Annotated in this window: 14 protein-coding genes and 1 pseudogene; 8 read left to right on the top strand and 7 right to left on the bottom strand. The window is 59.7% G+C overall.

The genetic code is table 11. From position 1 onward, the window contains the following. Positions 1-42: 42 nt before the first annotated feature. The 6 genes and pseudogenes from SPH27_RS09140 (at position 43) to SPH27_RS09165 (ending at position 3460) form a co-directional block, all read left to right on the top strand. Positions 43-942: a LysR family transcriptional regulator gene (locus SPH27_RS09140; protein WP_182072819.1), complete on the top strand. Its 900-nt coding sequence runs from the start codon at positions 43-45 to the stop codon at positions 940-942. A gap of 256 nt (positions 943-1198) precedes the next feature. Then, a pseudogene (locus SPH27_RS09145) lies at positions 1199-1432 on the top strand (type II toxin-antitoxin system HigB family toxin). Continuing rightward, positions 1429-1848, top strand: a complete 420-nt coding sequence (locus SPH27_RS09150; protein ID WP_182072821.1) for a helix-turn-helix domain-containing protein — start codon at positions 1429-1431, stop codon at positions 1846-1848. The pseudogene SPH27_RS09145 and the gene SPH27_RS09150 overlap by 4 nt, the downstream one beginning before the upstream one ends. Positions 1849-1917: 69 nt before the next feature. Continuing rightward, positions 1918-2328: an Imm63 family immunity protein gene (locus SPH27_RS09155; protein WP_112778332.1), complete on the top strand. Its 411-nt coding sequence runs from the start codon at positions 1918-1920 to the stop codon at positions 2326-2328. Positions 2329-2439: 111 nt separating this feature from the next. Further along, complete coding sequence (locus tag SPH27_RS09160) at positions 2440-3033, top strand: hypothetical protein (protein ID WP_182072823.1); 594 nt, start codon at positions 2440-2442, stop codon at positions 3031-3033. Position 3034: 1 nt separating this feature from the next. Further along, positions 3035-3460 carry a VOC family protein gene (locus SPH27_RS09165; RefSeq protein ID WP_048978891.1) on the top strand — a complete coding sequence of 142 codons (426 nt, stop codon included), beginning with the start codon at positions 3035-3037 and terminating at the stop codon, positions 3458-3460. Between the two features lie 16 nt (positions 3461-3476). Here SPH27_RS09165 and SPH27_RS09170 read toward each other — a convergent pair whose 3' ends face one another. Genes SPH27_RS09170 through SPH27_RS09180 form a run of 3 tightly spaced genes read right to left on the bottom strand, consistent with a single transcriptional unit; the run spans position 3477 to position 6527 of the window. Beyond that, positions 3477-4340: an HlyD family secretion protein gene (locus tag SPH27_RS09170; protein ID WP_182072824.1), complete on the bottom strand. Its 864-nt coding sequence runs from the start codon at positions 4338-4340 to the stop codon at positions 3477-3479. Next, a complete protein-coding gene (locus tag SPH27_RS09175) occupies positions 4337-4552 on the bottom strand; it encodes a DUF1656 domain-containing protein (protein ID WP_047650509.1) in 216 nt (71 codons plus the stop codon). The genes SPH27_RS09170 and SPH27_RS09175 overlap by 4 nt, the downstream gene beginning before the upstream one ends. Continuing rightward, positions 4545-6527 (bottom strand): FUSC family protein, encoded by a 1983-nt coding sequence (locus tag SPH27_RS09180; RefSeq protein WP_182072826.1) that lies wholly within the window; start codon positions 6525-6527, stop codon positions 4545-4547. The genes SPH27_RS09175 and SPH27_RS09180 overlap by 8 nt, the downstream gene beginning before the upstream one ends. A gap of 76 nt (positions 6528-6603) precedes the next feature. On the opposite strand from SPH27_RS09180, the gene SPH27_RS09185 reads away from it, so the two are divergent. Beyond that, positions 6604-7398, top strand: coding sequence for an AraC family transcriptional regulator (locus tag SPH27_RS09185; RefSeq protein WP_182072828.1), 795 nt, complete (start codon positions 6604-6606; stop codon positions 7396-7398). Here SPH27_RS09185 and SPH27_RS09190 read toward each other — a convergent pair. Then, on the bottom strand, positions 7395-8285 hold the full coding sequence (locus tag SPH27_RS09190) for an oxidoreductase (RefSeq protein ID WP_047061293.1): 891 nt from the start codon (positions 8283-8285) through the stop codon (positions 7395-7397). The two genes, SPH27_RS09185 and SPH27_RS09190, sit on opposite strands and share 4 nt — an antisense overlap. Before the next feature lie 105 nt (positions 8286-8390). Between SPH27_RS09190 and SPH27_RS09195 the strand changes: the two genes are divergently transcribed. After that, positions 8391-9512 carry a YbdK family carboxylate-amine ligase gene (locus SPH27_RS09195; protein ID WP_182072829.1) on the top strand — a complete coding sequence of 374 codons (1122 nt, stop codon included), beginning with the start codon at positions 8391-8393 and terminating at the stop codon, positions 9510-9512. Here the strand turns inward: SPH27_RS09195 and SPH27_RS09200 are convergent. From SPH27_RS09200 to SPH27_RS09210, 3 genes are all read right to left on the bottom strand, one after another. Then, positions 9442-12597 carry an efflux RND transporter permease subunit gene (locus tag SPH27_RS09200; RefSeq protein WP_182072830.1) on the bottom strand — a complete coding sequence of 1052 codons (3156 nt, stop codon included), beginning with the start codon at positions 12595-12597 and terminating at the stop codon, positions 9442-9444. The two genes, SPH27_RS09195 and SPH27_RS09200, sit on opposite strands and share 71 nt — an antisense overlap. A gap of 9 nt (positions 12598-12606) precedes the next feature. Then, positions 12607-13671 carry an efflux RND transporter periplasmic adaptor subunit gene (locus tag SPH27_RS09205; RefSeq protein WP_322435682.1) on the bottom strand — a complete coding sequence of 355 codons (1065 nt, stop codon included), beginning with the start codon at positions 13669-13671 and terminating at the stop codon, positions 12607-12609. Between the two features lie 107 nt (positions 13672-13778). After that, positions 13779-16487, bottom strand: coding sequence for a cation-transporting P-type ATPase (locus SPH27_RS09210; RefSeq protein WP_182072832.1), 2709 nt, complete (start codon positions 16485-16487; stop codon positions 13779-13781). Between the last annotated feature and the right edge of the window lie 350 nt (positions 16488-16837).

A 16837-nucleotide genomic window follows, 5' to 3' on the forward strand; every position in this document is an offset into this window, starting at 1 on the left:
TTGCTATTATCAAAATATATTAATGCAAATTTCACAACAATCATGAACAAACTTGATGCTCTAAAATTTTTCATCATCGCCTCTGAGACCTTGAACTTCCGCGAAGCAGCAATCAAGCTGTCGGTTTCACCATCAGTAGTAAGCCGAACAGTCGCTGAGCTGGAGAAACAACTTGGTGAACCTCTATTCAAACGCAATACGCGTTCGATCTTTCTCACCAGTTTCGGTGAACTATTTTTACCCCAAGCGAAGCGACTGCTGGAGGATTCAGAAAAACTATTTCAGACGGCAAAAGATGATAATGAAATGAAGGGCATTGTTCGTATCACATTACTTCGATTTCCAAATCATGAACAAATCTTGTATGAACTATTGACTGCACTACGTCCCTATCCTGATTTATTTATCGACTGGCGTTTAGATATGATGAAACTTGATACTATCGAGCATCGTATTGATATAGGTATACGCGTAGGGCGAGAACCTAATCCAAACTTTATCATTAAAAACATTGGGCAAGTTGAACATATTTTAGTCGCATCCCCTGAACTCATTGCGCGCCTGGGGGCACCTACTGATTTAGAAGATCTTCGACAGCGTTATCCATTTAGTGGTTTAATTAATCCTGAGACGGGAAAATCATTTGAGTTTATGAGTGACGCAGTAAATACTTTTGTACCTCGTCATATTGAGTTTTATACTACAGATCCATATGCCGAAATTCAGGCCGCATTGGCCGGGAAAACGGTTGTACAGTCCAGCGACTTTATCTGTAGAGAGTACTTAGCAAGCGGCCAACTTGTTCCCCCACTGCCAGAACTGCGACAGGAGAAATGGCAATTTTATTTATACCGGCCTTACCAGCTGATTACTCCAAAAAGGGTGACGGTCGTTTTCTCGCTATTAGAAAAGATATTACGCAAATATTTCGAATCAAATTAACATTCTCCTCCACGTCCGCTTCTGGCACAAAGCGGACATTTTTTTCACAGTCACCTCATACAGTGTTCACACTCATTAAATGACCGCCGTCAGCACGAGCATTTGAAAACTGTACTCCATCACTGTTTCCATATTATCAACCCACCAACTATCACCTATTATATTTCCAATATGGAAACACGAGGCAAGGATGCACGTAGTCTCAAGAGCGCCTTTCGAAGCGGCTACCAGACAATTTCCTAATTAAGCACAAGCCCTGGACGATCTTTTCCGAGTACTAAAGAGGAACACTACCCGTCACCGGACGATATGCGAAAGCGATACCCCAGCCTGGACAGGATGAAATACCGGGTGAAATGGTGGGTCATTGATGTGGGCAGCGGTGATGTTTTTTGCTGATTTTGAGCGTGGAAAGATTTTCATCAAACACATCAGCACACACGCAGAATATGACAAGCTCACGGACCTCTACCGGAGAACGAAAGAATGAATTATGCAGCAGCCATCAAAGCGGCAAAGGATCTGACAAACGCGCTCCCTTTCCTGGGCTCAAGCCCGTCGCGGCATGATTACGAGGATGCGCTGGCGTTGGTGGAGTATCTGGTCGAACACGAACCCGATAGCCCGCTGGTAGATATGCTCACCGCAAAAATCGATAAGTACGAAAACGAGTCTCCGGAGTTTGCGGAATTTAACGCGCGTGTTGCCCGCATTCCGTCAGGCGTTGCGTTATTGCGAACGCTGATGGATCAATACCAACTCACTCAGAGCGACTTCGAGAACGAAATTGGCAAGAAGTCTCTGGTGAGTCGAATCCTTAATGGACAGCGCACGTTAACGCTGGATCATATGCGTGCGCTGGCGAAGGGTTTTGGTTTGCCGGTGAGTGCGTTTGTGGGGAAGTGATCGAGAGCAGGCGCTTTGTACCCAATCCGCGATAATGCGTCGTTTACATACAAGAACAAAGAGCTATTTATGAAAACAATTGAAGAACTACGAAACGAGCTTCTAAAAATAGGTGAGCAACTAGGGGGAGGCACAAGGCCAAACCATTACTTCTTTATCCCTGACCAACCCGATGGGGTTGCAACTCCCTATCTTGAAATTCATGGCAAAGAATATCATTTTATCGTCAGTGAAAGAGGTCTTGAAATACAGCGGAAAGTAACGCTCAGTGACGATGAAATTCTGTATTGGTTTGTGGAGAGTGCCGTGGCGGGGCTCGCCTCAACGTATGCAGCAAGCCATTCATCTGAACGAGAATTTAGAGAGGTTTATTTCAGAAGGCAATACAGTTTAATGCTCTCTATCAAACCTGAATGGGCAACAAGAAAGCGCAAAGAAATCACTGAGCTCCTCCATTCGCAAAGAAGCGAACGTGGTTAACCCAACCGGCTCGTTACATTTACTTCCCTGTTGCCCTCTCTTTTCCTGGTAATTGCCTGCAACACACCATCTGTTACTCTGGCAGGACGCAAGGGATGACAAGGAAGAGAGATGCTAAACCCTGGATTCGTTACCCGCAAAGCGCTTGCTCAGTGGAAGGATGTTCCCGCTTTTCTCCCCCAGTTCCAGTTTCATGAAAAACACCTGACGGTCATTCACACTAGCCGCCCTGAAAATATTCTGCCAATGATTGCCAGCTTTGACATCCGGCAAGATGCCGTGATTCGGCGGTTAATGTCATTGCGTCAAATACCGCAAAAATTTCTGCGCAACCAGAAGCCACAGTCGATCGGCAACTTTGGTTTGCACAGTTTTACCCTTTTGAAAAATTCAGCTTCAGAAATCTGTTACGGCTTAAGAGGACAATTCTGGCGTACCGATTTCGGTCTGGAAAACGTGCCGGATGCCAGTGCTTTTCAGACCCCAGCCGAGCCGGGCAGCGCGAAACTGTTGCTGCGCTACAAGGTAACGGAGCTGGCGCCCGGCAAACATGAGCTCTCTACGGAAACATTCATCTATTGTCCGGACAGACGCACTCGACTAAAAATGTCGGCTTACTGGCTGATAATACGGGCGGGAAGCGGCTGGATCCGTAAAAGGACGCTGAAGGCTGTTAAATCGAATATTGAAGGACGGGAGTCATAAGATGCTGGCTTATATCACAATAGGTACAAACAACTTTCAGCGCTCCGTGAATTTTTATGACGCTGTTTTTAACGTTCTGGGCTACTCGCGTCTGCCGGCATGGACTGAAAGCTGGGCAATGTGGGGAGATGAAAATAATCCCGGCGAGGGGTTCAGCTTCTGTCTTTGTCCTCCTTTTGACCAGCAGCCCGCGACGGCGGGAAACGGGACAATGTTCGCATTCAGTGCAGATAATGCGGATCTTGTCAGACGGTTCCATGCAGCTGGCCTCCTTGCGGGAGGAACGGATGAAGGCGAGCCTGGTACGCGAAGCGCGTACGGCCCCGACTTTTATGTTGCCTATCTTCGCGATCCTGACGGGCATAAGCTCGCATGCGTTTATCAGCATTACTCTTCTGAAGCCAACAAGTTTGTAGACAAGGAATAGTCGCTTCAATCCTTATCTACCGCCCCACCGCCACGCTCGCCGACAGCCCTGCCACCAGCTCAACGCCCTGCGGTAACCTGTCGATATGAATGCGCACCGGCACGCGCTGTGCCAGCCGGACCCAGCTAAAGGTGGGCTCGACGTCGGGCAGCCCCAGCCCGCCCGTTTCGTCGTTGCTGTCCCCAATCCCATGCCCGATGCTCTCCACGTGACCCGTGATGACCGGCTCGTAACCCATCAGCACCACCTGCGCGGCATCCCCGACGCGAATATGGCGCAGCTTGGTCTCCTCAAAGTACCCCACCACCCAGAAGCTGTGGGCATCAACAATGGCGACCTTCGTCTCCCCCGCCGTCGCGTAGTCTCCGGGGCGAAGCCGCAGGTGCGTGACGTACCCCGAAACCGGCGCGCGCACGGTGGCGTGCGCCAGATTCAGCTCTGCCAGATCCAGCGCGGCCAGCGCGCCGTGATAATTGGCCGCCGCGACGTTCGCCGCGCTGCCGGTTTGCTGTAAATCCTCGCTCGAGATGGCGTTTTTAATCAGCGTGCGGCGATGGGCCGCGTCCTGGCGCATCAGCATCTCATGGCGTTTCGACTCGACGTCCGCCTGCGCGCTGACCACCGCCAGCTTAAGCCAGCGCGGATCGATGACGTAAAGCACATCGCCCCGATTCACCCACTGATTGTCCCGCACGGCCACGCTGATGACCGGCCCGGAGACGTCCGGCGCAATCTGCACCACATCCGCCCGCACGCGGCCGTCGCGGGTCCACGGCGTTTGCGCGTAGTGTTTCCACATCATAAAGGCCAGAAGCGTGGCCGCCGCGGCCGCGCTCAACGTCAGCGCATAGCGAGCCAGTAAAGAGAGCAGTGATTTCATGACAATAACCCCAACGCGGTCAGACCCTGCATCAGCAGGAAAAAGGTGACAATCCAGGTTGAAACATCCATCAGCGGGCGAAACGGCAAGCGACGGTAGAGCCTGCTGAGAGAGAAAAGCGCGACGAGGCCCAGCGTGCAGACCAGCGCCGCGAGGGCGACCGTCAGCAGCCCAGGAATAAAAACCCCGCCGATATTGAGATCGTTAACCATGGTCTGGCCCCCGTAATGCACAGTGCAGATCCACCAGCCTGAAGACAAACTGCCGCGCGTGTTCATCTGCCGCAGGCAGTTGGCTCTCGATAATAGCGGCAATGCGTTCGCGCAAGGCGTGGCGGTCCGCGGCGTTTATCCGATGAAAAAGCGCATCAACCTCCCTGCCGGGCGGTGCGTCACTGCACCGTAAATGCATAATCGACAGCCCCAGACGCAGCGCGTGCAGCAGCCGATCGAGCGCCTGCTCCGGCGCGCGCGCGCTGCGCTGCAAACGCGGCAGCAACAGGGCGGTTCGGTCCATCATCAGGTTGATCCAGTGCGTTTCATCAACCCGCAGCGTGCCCTTCACGCTGCGGTGAATGTCGCGCTGGCAGAGGTTCAGCAGACGCGTGATGGCGCCGTCCGCCTGCACGGTTTGCAGCAGGCTCATGCTGACGACGGCAAAGCCGGTGGCGGCAAAGAGCGCGATGGCGGTGTTGGCCGCAACGGCGAAGTCTCCGCTGTAGTGCGCCCCCAGCTCGCACAGAATGGGCAGCGTCAGGGTGATGCCCATCGCCATAAACGTGGTGGGCGGGCGCGCCTGAAGCGACCCGGCCAGCAGATACGCCGGGGCAAGCACCGCCACCAGCACCGGGAAATCGCTCACCAGCGGCAGCAGCGCAAAGCTGTAGAAGAGGCTTATCAGCACGCCCCAGAACGAGCCAATGATGTATTTCACGATGTGCGGCGCCGGGGTATCGAAGCTGCCAAACAGCGTGCAGCAGACGCCGAGTATCGAAACCGCCGTACCGCCATCCGGCCACGCTGAGAAGATCCAGACCAGACAGCCGCTCAGGATGATGGCGAAAGCCCCCAGCGCCGTGCGGGCGGCAGTAAGAGGATCGCGGTGGAAAACGTAGCCTTTCGCCGCGCGGCTTTGCATCTCCCCAAACACGGGTTTTGCACGGTGGATGGCCCCGGAAAGACGTTCGCACTGCTGCAGAAGCGCGATCGCCTCCGAGAGGTAGCGGATAAAACTGACCTGCAGCGCGTCGTCAAACGTCTGCGCCTGCGCGGCATACCGATCGATGAGAAGCGCACAGCGGAGCCGCAGCGACTCTGCCGTACTGCCGGCATCAGCGCCTTCAGCGGCAAGCCAGGCCTGAACGTCGCCCATCAACGCCTGCACGTCGGCGGGCAGGGTTCCGCTCGCTGGCAGGCGATCGTGTAGTTCACAGTTGACGATAACCAGCCGCGCAAGCCGGTCGTGGATCGCTTTTCTGGCCTGCCGCACCGGGGCTGAAAGGGCAAAGTCATACGGAATATGGTGGCTGATGCCCTGCAGGAACTGCAGCGCCAGAGCCAGATGCAGGGGGCCGGAAGCCGCGTCGGGTTTGCCTGATAGGGTGTCCGCCACCCGCCCGCGCGCGGCCTGTAGCGTCTGGGATAATTTAGCGTTGAACTGGCCCGATACGCGCGCGGGCAGCACGTAGCGGTGGATCAGCGCCGCGCAGAAAATCCCAATCGCGATCTCCTGTACGCGGACGATGGCGACGTTAAAAATGCCGCCGGGATCGGACACCGCCGGAAAACCAATCAGGCTCGCGGTGTAGCCCGCCAGCACAAACGCGTAAGCCCGGGGCGTGCGTTCCAGCAGGGAGAGCCACAGGCAGAAAGCGATCCAGCCCGTCAGCACCGCGCTGCACAGGACTGGCGTATTCGCGAAGGCAGGCACAATCACAACGGTCGCGCTGGCACCTACCGCGGTGCCGGCCAGCCGGTAGAGGCTTCTGCTCAGCGATGCGCCGACCGACGTCTGCGACACGATGTAAACCGTAATAATGGCCCACGAGGGACGCTCAAGACCGATCGACAGCGCGAGGTAATAAGCCAGCATCGCCGCGGCAAAGCTCTTCGCAGAGTAGATCAGCGCGCCCGCATCGTTTCGCAGCGCGGCGGGGAGACGCACGGGATGAGAGAAAATGTTTTTCATGCCGGGATTATTACCGGCTTGCAGATCCGCTTAAATACTCTATTCTGTCAAAAAATACCTAAATGTTGCCAGAATCGTGAAGCCTCAACCCGCTACTACGCTGTATGACCCCGACTCTACCGCCAGCCCGGCGGTGGCGCGTCATCTGGACTTCGTGGACTACGCCGCGGAAGTGCCGCTGCATACCCACCGCAAGGGCCAGCTGATTATTGCCCGATACGGTGCGGTCAGCTGTTACGCGGAGAATGATATCTGGATCGTGCCGCCGGACTGCGCCGTCTGGATCCCCGGCGGGATCCCGCACAGCGCCAAAGCGACCTGGAACGCGCATCTTAACTATCTGTTTATTGAGCCCGGCGCGGCGGCGCTGCCGGAGAGATGCTGCACCCTGGCGATCTCGCCGCTGATTAAGGAGCTGGTCGATCGTCTGACGCGCGAAGGCGTGGATTATCCCCCCGACGGCCACGTCGCCAGATTGACCCGGGTCACGCTTGACGAGCTCGCCAGCATGCCGCAGCAGAAGCTAAGCCTGCCGGTCTCAACCGATCCGAAAATTCGCGCCATGGCGGACGCGCTGGTCAGCCGTCCTGAGGACAGAAGCACCCTGAAGGACTGGGCGAAACGGCTCGCCCTCAGCGAGCGCTCGTTTGCCCGCCTGATGCAGCGCGAGACCGGGCTGAGCTTCGGGCGCTGGCGTCAGCAGCTGCATTTGATTATTGCCCTGCGGGAGCTGGCCAGCGGCGTGCCCGTCCAGAACGTGGCGGCAACGCTCGGGTATGAATCGGTGAATGCATTTATCACCATGTTCAGAAAAGCGATGGGCAGCACGCCCGCCCACTACTTTGCCGAACGGAAAAACAGCGACCGTTAGCCCGGCCCCTCGCTCCCCGCCGCCAGCAGCGGCACCACCACATCGCTGATGGGCACCGCAATCCCGTGCTTGCGGCCGTAGCGCTGGATCACGCCGTTGCGGATATCCCACTCCATCGGGCGATCGGCCTGGCGGTCGGCCAGGATCGACGTGCCCAGATCTACTGGCGCACGCTGGAAGTTCGCCAGGATCTCCTGCGCCACGTCATCGTCCAGCTTCGCCCCTTCGGCGCGGGCAACGGCAAGCCCCTCGCGCAGGTAGGCCAGCGCAAGCTCGCTGATATCTTCGCGCCTGAACATCCCGGCGCGGCGGTTAGAAAGCACCATCAGCCCGGCGACCGCGTTTTGCAGCAGCTTGCGCCAGGCGACGGAGGCGAAATCTGTCGAGAGCTCAACCGCGCAGCGCGTACCGCGAAGCGCCTCCACCACCCGCTGCGCCTGCGGCACGTCCGGCAAGGTCAGACGCGGTTTGGCGCGCAGCCAGACGGAGGCATCCGGCTCGCGCTGGGCCGGGAACCAGACCACCGACGGCAGCACCGTCGCGCCGTTAACCCACGGCTCAAGCTGGGCTTTTTGCTCCACGCCGTTTTGCAGCGCGCAGACCACGGTGTTTTCATCGCACAGCGCGCGCAGCCACCCGGCGCTGTCGGCATTTTGCGTCGTTTTTACCGCCACAAAAACGAGATCGACGGGGCGCGTGATGACGGCCGGATCGGTCAATACCGGGCCGGGCACCACGGTTTCACCCTCGTCGTGGCGCAGGCGTAATTCCGGGTGCGCGGTGCGCCCGCACAGCAGCGGCGTGCGGCCAACGTCATGCAGCACCGCGGCGATGGTGGTACCAATTGCGCCAGGCCCAATCAGCGCAATCACTGGATTGTCAGACATGGTTATTTCCCCTTTTCGCTAAGCCTGCTAACAGTTATACCACCCTGAAAAGTGAGCGCCACGTCGTTGTCTATACTCAACACACTACAGACAACGGAGTGCGCCATGCCTTTACCCGATTTTAAGTCCTCTGAACCTTTCACCCTCGGCATCGAACTCGAACTGCAGGTGGTTAACCCGCCGGGCTACGATCTGAGCCAGGACTCCTCCGCGCTCATCGCCGCCGTCAAAGACGACATCAAAGGCGGCGAGGTCAAACACGACATCACCGAAAGCATGCTCGAAATCGCCACCGGCGTATGCCAGAACATCGACCAGGCGGCGGCGCAGTTCTCGGTGATGCAGCAGAGCATCCTGCGCGCGGCGGCGGAGCAGCATATCCAGATCTGCGGCGGCGGGACGCACCCGTTCCAGAAGTGGCAGCGGCAGGAGGTGTGCGACGACGAGCGCTATAACGTCACGCTGGAGCGCTTTGGCTACCTGATTTTGCAGGCGACGGTGTTCGGCCAGCACGTGCACGTCGGCTGCCGAACCGGGGACGACGCGATTTACCTGCTGCACGGCCTGTCGCGATTCGTGCCGCACTTTATCGCCCTGGCGGCCACCTCGCCGTATATGCAGGGCACGGACACGAAGTTCTCCTCGTCGCGGCTCAACATCTTCTCGGGATTTCCGGATAACGGCCAGATGCCGTGGGTCAACAGCTGGCAGGAGTTCGAGGGGCTGTTCCGCCGCCTGAGTTCGACCAGCATGATCGACAGCATTAAGGATCTGCACTGGGATATTCGCCCCAGCCCGCACTTCGGCACCGTCGAGGTGCGGGTGATGGATACGCCGCTGACGCTCGGCCACGCCATTAACATCGCCGGGCTTATCCAGGCGACGTCGCACTGGCTGCTGACCGCGCGGCCCTATAAGCATCAGGAAAAAGATTTTCTGCTGTACCGCTTTAACCGTTTTCAGGCCTGTCGCTACGGGCTAGAGGGGATCCTGACGGACGTGCATACCGGCGAGCACAAAACCGTGGCGGAAGATATTGCGTGGCTGCTGGAGCAGGTTGCGCCGTCGGCCGAGAAGCTCGGCGCGACGAGCGCAATCAATGAAATTGCCCTGCTGTTAAAGCAGGGCAAGAGCGAGGCGCAGCGCATGCGGGAGTTTATCGCCGACGGCGGCTCGCTGATTTCTCTGGTTCAGAAGCACTGCGAGCTGTGGGCGACGAGTCCGTAAGACCGTGACCCCACTCGCGCAGGCGCTGGAACAGCACGAACAGCGCGGGGATAAATACAATCCCCACCACGGTCGCTACCAGCATGCCGCTGAACACCGTGGTGCCGATGATCCGGCGGCTCTGGGCCCCCGCCCCGGTCGCCAGCATCATCGGCAATACGCCGATAATGAACGACACGGCGGTCATCATCACCGCGCGGAAGCGGCGCGAGGCCCCTTCCCGTGCGGCATCGACAATCGCCATCCCGTCCATGCGCCGCGCGCGGGCGAACTCCACGATAAGAATTGCGTTCTTGGCGGCCAGCGCTATCAATAGCACCAGACCAATCTGCACGTACACGTCGTTGGCGTAGCCCGCCATCCACAGCCAGACCAGCGCCCCGCCGATGGCGAAAAGCACCGAGAGCATCACGCTCGCCGGGAGCGTCCAGCTCTCGTACTGGGCGACGAGGAACAGCCACGCCATCACCACCGCCGCCAGCACGATCCATATCGCCTGATTGCCGGTCTGCTGCTCCTGGTACGATATGCCGCTCCAGGCGTAGTCGTATCCCGCTGGCAAATTCTGCGCCAGAAGCTCGCCCATCGCCGCCATCGCGGTGCTGCTGCTCACCCCGTCCGCCGCCGAGCCGCTCACCGACACGGACGGGAACTGGTTGTACTGCTGCAGGAACGGCGCCCCGACGGTCGGCGTGATGGTGACGAGGTTGCTCAGGCGCACCCGCTCGCCGCTGTTGCTGCGCACGAACAGCTCGCTGATTTGCCCGGCGCGCTCGCGCCACTGCATCTCGTTCTGCATCACCACGTGGTAGACGCGGTTGTTGACGCTGAAATCCCCGGCGCGCGTGCCGCCAAAGGCGGTTTGCAGGCTGCTGAAGATGCGCGACACCGGCACGTCGAGTCGGGCCGCGCGCTCGCGGTCAACGGTCAGCGTCAGCTGCGGCACGTTGCTGCTCCAGGTGGTGAACACGCGGCTCAGCTGCGGGTGCTGGTTGGCTTTCGCCAGCACCTCACGCGTCACGCGCTCCAGCTCTGCCGGGCTCTGCCCCGCCTGCGCCTGGATGCGCAGGTCGAAGCCGGAGGCGTTGCCCAGCCCCGGCAGCGTCGGCGGGGCGAAGGTCATGATGGTCGCTTCCGGCAGGGCCAGCAGCTGGCGCTGCAGGGTACCCATCACCTCGTCCAGCGGCGGGCGCTCGCTCCAGTCCTTGAGCATGATGGAGATAAACCCGCCGTTGGAGGCGCTGGTGCCGTTGAGAATGTTAAATCCGGAGACCTGAATCACGTCCTCCACCGCCGGATTTTTTGCGATGAGTTCGCGTGCCGTGGTCATCACCGCTTCGGTGCGCTCCAGCGAGGCCGCCTCCGGCAGCTGGACGCTGGCAAAGAAGTAGCCCTGATCCTCCTGCGGCAGGAAGCCTTTAGGCATCGACGTAAAGCTGAACGCCACCACGGCCGCCGCGCCTGCGGTGGCCAGCAGCGCCAGCCACGGGCGAAGGTTGAAGACAGTCACGATGCGGGTGTAGACGCCACGCGTGGCCTCCAGCCCCCGGTTGAACCCACGGAAAATCGCTGCGGGCTGCGCCGGGCGCGGGCGCAGCAGCATCGCGCACAGGGCGGGCGTCAGGGTCAGCGCCACGAGGCTTGAGAGCGTGACGGCCGTCGAGAGCGTCACCGCAAACTGGCGGTACAGCTCGCCGACAATCCCCGGCAGGAGCGCTACCGGCACAAACACCGCCAGCAGCACCAGCGTCGTGGCGATGACCGGCCCGGCGATCTGGCGCAGCGCCAGCGCGGTCGCCGCCGTGCGGCTCTGCCCTTCCGCCATCAGCGTTTCGACGCTCTCCACCACCACGATGGCGTCATCCACCACCATGGTCAGCGCCAGAATAATGGCGAACAGGCTGAGCGTGTTGGCGGAGTAGCCGAGCGCGTAGAGCACCGCGAAGGTGCCCACCAGCGATACCGGAATGGCGAGCGCGACAATCAGCGTCGCACGCCAGCTTTGCAGGAACAGGGACACCACGACCACCACCGCCAGCATCGTCAGCGCCAGCGAGACGCCGATCTCTTTAATGGTGGCGGCAACAAAGGAGGTGGTGTCGAATTTCACCTCGTAGACCAGGTCGTCCGGGAAGCGCGTCGAGAGGCGATCCAGCTCCGCGCGCACCGCGTCGGCCACGCGCAGGGCGTTGGCGGACGGCGTCGGGTAGATGCCGAGGTAGGCGGAATCGTGCCCGTTCAGCTGCGCGCCGGAGCTGTAGCTGCGCGAGCCGAGCTCGATGGTGGCGACGTCCTTCAGGCGCACCAGCTGGCCCATCTCGCCCGCGCGGATGATGATGTCGGCAAAGTCTTCGGCCTGGCTTAAGCGCCCCAGGCCGTTGATGGTCAGGGTCTGCTGCTGGCCGTTAAACACCGGCGGCGTGCCGACCTGGCCTGCCGCCCCCTGCACGTTCTGCTCGCGCAGCGCCTGCGCCACGTCGTCGGTGGTGACGTTCAGGGCGTTCATGCGGTCCGGACGCAGCCAGATGCGCATGCTGTAGTCGCGCGCGCCAAACATCTGCACCTGCCCGACGCCCGGCAGGCGTGACAGCGCCTCGCGCACCTGGGTGCTGGCGTAGTTACTCACAAACAGCGGCGTGTGGGTGTTGTCCGGTGAGTAAAGACTTACCCCCATCATCAGGTTGGTGGCGCGCTTGCGCACCTGCACGCCGTTTTGCTGCGCTTCGGTCGGGAGCTGCGCCACGGCTTGCGAGACGCGGTTTTGCACGTCGATGGCGGCGAGGTCCGGATCGGTGCCCGCCGCGAAGGTGATGTTCAGGCTATACGTGCCTTCGTCCGAGCTGGTGGACTCCATGTAGAGCATGTGATCCACGCCGTTCAGCTGGGTCTCCAGCGGCGTGGCGATAGCCTCCGCCACGTCAGCCGAGCTGGCGCCCGGCCAGCTGGCAGATACATTCACCACCGGCGGCGCGATCTGCGGGTACTGCTCCACCGGGATAATCCTCAGCGCAATGGCCCCCAGCAGGGTGATGACCAGCGCAATCACCATCGCGAAGCGCGGGCGTTTGATGAAAAACGTCAGCATGATGGCTCCTTAATTGAGTATCTGGACGGCCGCACCGGGCTGTACGCGCTGTGCGCCGTCAGTAATCGCTCGCTCACCGGACTTCACGCCGGATGAAATCCGGAAGTGCTGGCCGATCTGTCCGGCGACCTTCAGCGGGCGCATTTCGGCTTTGCCGTCGGCGTTAACCACCCAGGCAAAGAACCCGTCGCCGTTCTGCTGGACCGCCGCGGCGGGCAGGGTCAGGACCGGCTGCTCGCTGGCCGGGCGCAGCGTCACGTTCACGCTGCCGCCGGGCAGCAGCTGATGGCGCGGGTTGGCAAACTCGGCGCGCAGCATCACGCTGGCGGTGCGCGGATCGATGCGGTTGTCAACGGACGTCAGCTCGCCTCTGACGCGCTGGCCGTTGCTGTCAATGAACGTCTGCCAGGCCTGCTTCATGGCGCTGATATCCGCATGCTGTCCGGCTTTGGTGGCAAACGCGCCCTCTTCCAGCGCAAAGGCGATGCGGATGGGATCGAGCTGCACCACCTCCACCAGCACGCCGCTGGCAGGGTTGACCAGGCTGCCGACGTGGAACTGGCTGTGCCCCACGCGACCGTCGATCGGCGAGGTGATGCGGGTGTAGTTCAGGGTGACATTACGGGTTTCGAGCCGGGCTTTGGCCTGCTCCAGCGCCGCGCTGGCGACGTCCCTTTGCATGCGGGCGTTGTCCACGTCGTGACGGCTGATGGCGTTGCTGCTGCCCAGGCTTTCAAAGCGGGACAGCTGCTGCTGCGCCTGGCGCAGCGTGGCTTCGGCGCTTTTCACCTCAGCCTGCGCCAGACGCAGGTCGGCGCGCGGCTCGGCGTCGTCCAGTTCGAACAGCAGGTCGCCTTTTTTCACGTACTGCCCGTCGCGGAAGTGGATTTTGGCGATCGCGCCTTCGGTACGCGCGCGCAGCTCAACGGTGTGGATGGCTTCGATGCGGCCCGGGATCTGGCGCTCGGCGGCGTAGGCGGTCTGCTCCACGGTGGCGACGCGAACGGGGATGGCGGCAGCGCATACGGGTTGCAGGGTGCAGGCGAGGAGCGCGAACAGGCGTGGGAGTTTCATTAAGAGGTACCTCAGATGTGTTCCCCTCACCCCGGCCCTCTCCCACGGGGAGAGGGAGGTCAGAGTCCCCTCTCCCTGCGGGAGAGGGTTAGGGTGAGGGCAAAAGGTTATGCAGCCTTACGGAACCTGCGGGTCAGTCGCTTCTCGATTTCGACGACGAAGAACATCACGCCCGCTACCGCCAGGGTCACAAACCAGTAGCGCAGCGGCAGGGCTTCGGTGCCGAACAGCATCTGCATCAACGGCAGGTAGATAATCGCCGCCTGGAGCAGGAACAGCACGCCCGTCACCAGCCAGATCCCTTTGTTCGCCAGCAGGCCGCGGTTCAGGGAGAACCCTTCGGTGTTGCGGCAGTTAATCATGTAAACCCACTGGGCGCAGACCAGCATCTGCAGCAGCACGGTGCGGATAAACTCCGCGCTGTGGCCGCGCGGGGCCAGCCAGGCTTCCAGCGCAAAGGCGGCGATGGCAATCATGGTGCCGACGAAGGCCACGCGCCAGACGGCGTAGGCATCCATCACGTGCTGCCCGGTCTGACGCGGCGGACGACGCATGATGTTGCGCTCGGCGGCTTCGAAGGCCAGACCGAAGGAGAGCGTGGCGGAAGTGGCCATGTTCATCCACAGGATCAGCACCGGCGTCAGCGGAATGATGTTCCCCGCCAGCAGCGCAATCACAATCAGCAGCCCCTGCGCGAGGTTGGTCGGCATGATGAACAGAATGGTCTTCTTCAGGTTGTCGTAAACGCGACGCCCCTCTTTCACCGCGCTGGCGATGGTGGCGAAGTTATCGTCCGTCAGGACCATGTCCGCCGCCTCTTTGGTCACTTCCGTGCCCTTGATGCCCATCGCGATGCCCACGTCCGCCTGACGCAGCGCCGGGGCATCGTTCACGCCGTCACCGGTCATGCCGACGATTTCGCCTTTGTCCTGCAGCGCTTTCACCAGGCGCAGCTTATGCTCCGGGCTGGTACGGGCGAAGATGTCATACTTCACCGCCGCTTCCGCCAGCGCGGCGTCGTCCATTTTCTCCAGCTCGTAGCCGGTGACCGCCTGCTCGCTGTTGGCGATCCCCAGCATCTGGCCAATGCTCATCGCCGTCTGCGGGTGATCCCCGGTGATCATCTTCACGCGGATCCCCGCCTGCTGGCAGGCGTTAATCGCATCAATGGCTTCCGGACGCGGCGGATCCATCATCCCGGCGATGCCGAGGAAGATCAGGCCGTGGCTCAGGTCATCGTGCGTCAGTTCCTGCTCGCCGTTCGCCGGCTTGAACGCCGCGGCGACCATGCGCAGCCCCTGACGCGCATAGCGCTCCATCTCGCTTTCCCAGTACGCGCGGTTGAAGGCTTCCGCACCGTTGCGGGTCTGCTGCTGCGCGCACAGGGCGAAAATGACGTCCGGCGCGCCGGTGATCAGGATCTGCTCCTCACCGCCAATCTGGTAGTGGGTGCTCATGTACTTGTACTGCGAGTCGAACGGGATCTTGTTAACCAGCGTGGTCATGACCGGCTCAAGGCTGGCCTTCGCCGCCAGCACCTTCAGCGCGCCCTCGGTTGGACCACCGGTGATGCCCCACAGGCCGCGCTCGTCCTGGATCAGCTGGCTGTCGTTGCACAGGTCGATGGTGCGCAGGTAGTGCTCCAGCACGGTGCCCGGCTGGATGTGGACCGGCTCATCGCTGCCTTCCAGGTAGATGTTGCCCACCGGCTCGTAGCTGTTGCCGTCCACGTGGTAGCAGGCGTCAGCGGTGATAATGGCTTTAACCGTCATCTCGTTCATGGTCAGGGTGCCGGTTTTATCCGAACAGACCACGGTCATCGCGCCGAGCGTTTCCACCGTCGGCAGCTTGCGGATAATCGCCCGCTTGCGCGCCATCGCCTGCACGCCCAGCGAGAGGATGATGGAGATAATCGCCGGCAGACCTTCCGGCACGGAGGCCACCGCCAGGCTAATCAGGGAGAGCAGCAGCTCGCCCATCGGGATCTCGCGGAACACCAGGCTGAAGACAAACAGCGCGGCCATCATCGCCAGAATAATCGCGAAGATCGCTTTACCCAGCTTGTCCATCTGAACCAGCAGCGGCGTGCGGTGCTTTTCGATACCCGCCATCATCTGGTTGATGTGGCCGAGTTCCGTATCCTTACCGGTCGCGGTGACCACGCCGACGCCGCCGCCCGCGCTTACGGTCGTCCCGGAGAAGACCATATTGGTGCGATCGCCCAGCGGCAGTTCGCCGCTCAGCGGATTAATATGTTTATCCACCACGGTGGATTCACCGGTCAGAATCGCCTCTTCCACGCGTAAATTATGCGCTTCGATTAAACGCATATCCGCCGGAATACGATCTCCCGCGCGTAATACAATAATATCGCCCGGGACTATTTCAGTTGTGGGTAGAGTTTCGTGATTGCCGTTACGAATAACGCGCGCCTCGCTGGAGAGCATATTGCGAATACTCTTCAGGGATTTTTCCGCGTTGCTTTCCTGAATATGGCCAATTAAAGCATTGATTACCGCCACGCCCAGAATTACCAGCGTATCAACCCAGTGGCCCATTACTGCCGTTAATACGGCAGCGGCCAGCAGGACATAAATCAGCACATCATTAAAATGGGCCAGGAAACGCAGCCAGGCGGGTTTGCCTTTTTTCTCCGGCAGCGCGTTCGGCCCTGTTTTTTGCAGACGCGCCTGCGCCTCTGCACGATCCAGACCGCTGGCCTGGCTCTGCGTGTGGGTAAGCACCTGCTCTACGGTCTGCTGGTATGCCAGCCCGCCGGAAGGCGGCACGTTTGGGGACAATTTTTTTTCGGTCATCGTATTTTTCCTTCAATATCCGGTGAACAGAAGCCTGAATTCCTTTCTGGCTAAATAAATTCATTTTTAAGTCTTGCGGGTAAAATTGATCTACCGCAATATAATGACTTCTCGGTTATTCAAAACTGATTAAAACTATTTCGACGGCCTGATTTTTACAAAATATTTCTAAACCAACACTAAACGAGGGGGAACCATGTGGGGTATTTATCGCGGACGCCGACTGGTGTTATACGTTATCGCGGCCATTGTTATTGCCACGTTAATTGGTTATAGCACTTATACATTTGTAAAATTATTTTCCTGACAAAGACATTTATTTACATAACGCGATATTAATATAAATGCCG

The organism is Enterobacter sp. A103, assembly GCF_034427535.1.
GTDB lineage: Bacteria > Pseudomonadota > Gammaproteobacteria > Enterobacterales > Enterobacteriaceae > Enterobacter > Enterobacter asburiae_B.

What these genes read in the sequence shown, in the direction of transcription:
- SPH27_RS09150 (WP_182072821.1), top strand. Translation starts at nt 1,429, where the DNA reads ATGAATTATGCAGCAGCCATCAAAGCGGCAAAGGATCTGACAAACGCG.
- SPH27_RS09205 (WP_322435682.1), bottom strand. Translation starts at nt 13,671, where the DNA reads ATGAAACTCCCACGCCTGTTCGCGCTCCTCGCCTGCACCCTGCAACCC.
- SPH27_RS09165 (WP_048978891.1), top strand. Translation starts at nt 3,035, where the DNA reads ATGCTGGCTTATATCACAATAGGTACAAACAACTTTCAGCGCTCCGTG.
- SPH27_RS09210 (WP_182072832.1), bottom strand. Translation starts at nt 16,487, where the DNA reads ATGACCGAAAAAAAATTGTCCCCAAACGTGCCGCCTTCCGGCGGGCTG.
- SPH27_RS09200 (WP_182072830.1), bottom strand. Translation starts at nt 12,597, where the DNA reads ATGCTGACGTTTTTCATCAAACGCCCGCGCTTCGCGATGGTGATTGCG.
- SPH27_RS09160 (WP_182072823.1), top strand. Translation starts at nt 2,440, where the DNA reads ATGCTAAACCCTGGATTCGTTACCCGCAAAGCGCTTGCTCAGTGGAAG.
- SPH27_RS09155 (WP_112778332.1), top strand. Translation starts at nt 1,918, where the DNA reads ATGAAAACAATTGAAGAACTACGAAACGAGCTTCTAAAAATAGGTGAG.
- SPH27_RS09175 (WP_047650509.1), bottom strand. Translation starts at nt 4,552, where the DNA reads ATGGTTAACGATCTCAATATCGGCGGGGTTTTTATTCCTGGGCTGCTG.
- SPH27_RS09140 (WP_182072819.1), top strand. Translation starts at nt 43, where the DNA reads ATGAACAAACTTGATGCTCTAAAATTTTTCATCATCGCCTCTGAGACC.
- SPH27_RS09180 (WP_182072826.1), bottom strand. Translation starts at nt 6,527, where the DNA reads ATGAAAAACATTTTCTCTCATCCCGTGCGTCTCCCCGCCGCGCTGCGA.
- SPH27_RS09195 (WP_182072829.1), top strand. Translation starts at nt 8,391, where the DNA reads ATGCCTTTACCCGATTTTAAGTCCTCTGAACCTTTCACCCTCGGCATC.
- SPH27_RS09170 (WP_182072824.1), bottom strand. Translation starts at nt 4,340, where the DNA reads ATGAAATCACTGCTCTCTTTACTGGCTCGCTATGCGCTGACGTTGAGC.
- SPH27_RS09190 (WP_047061293.1), bottom strand. Translation starts at nt 8,285, where the DNA reads ATGTCTGACAATCCAGTGATTGCGCTGATTGGGCCTGGCGCAATTGGT.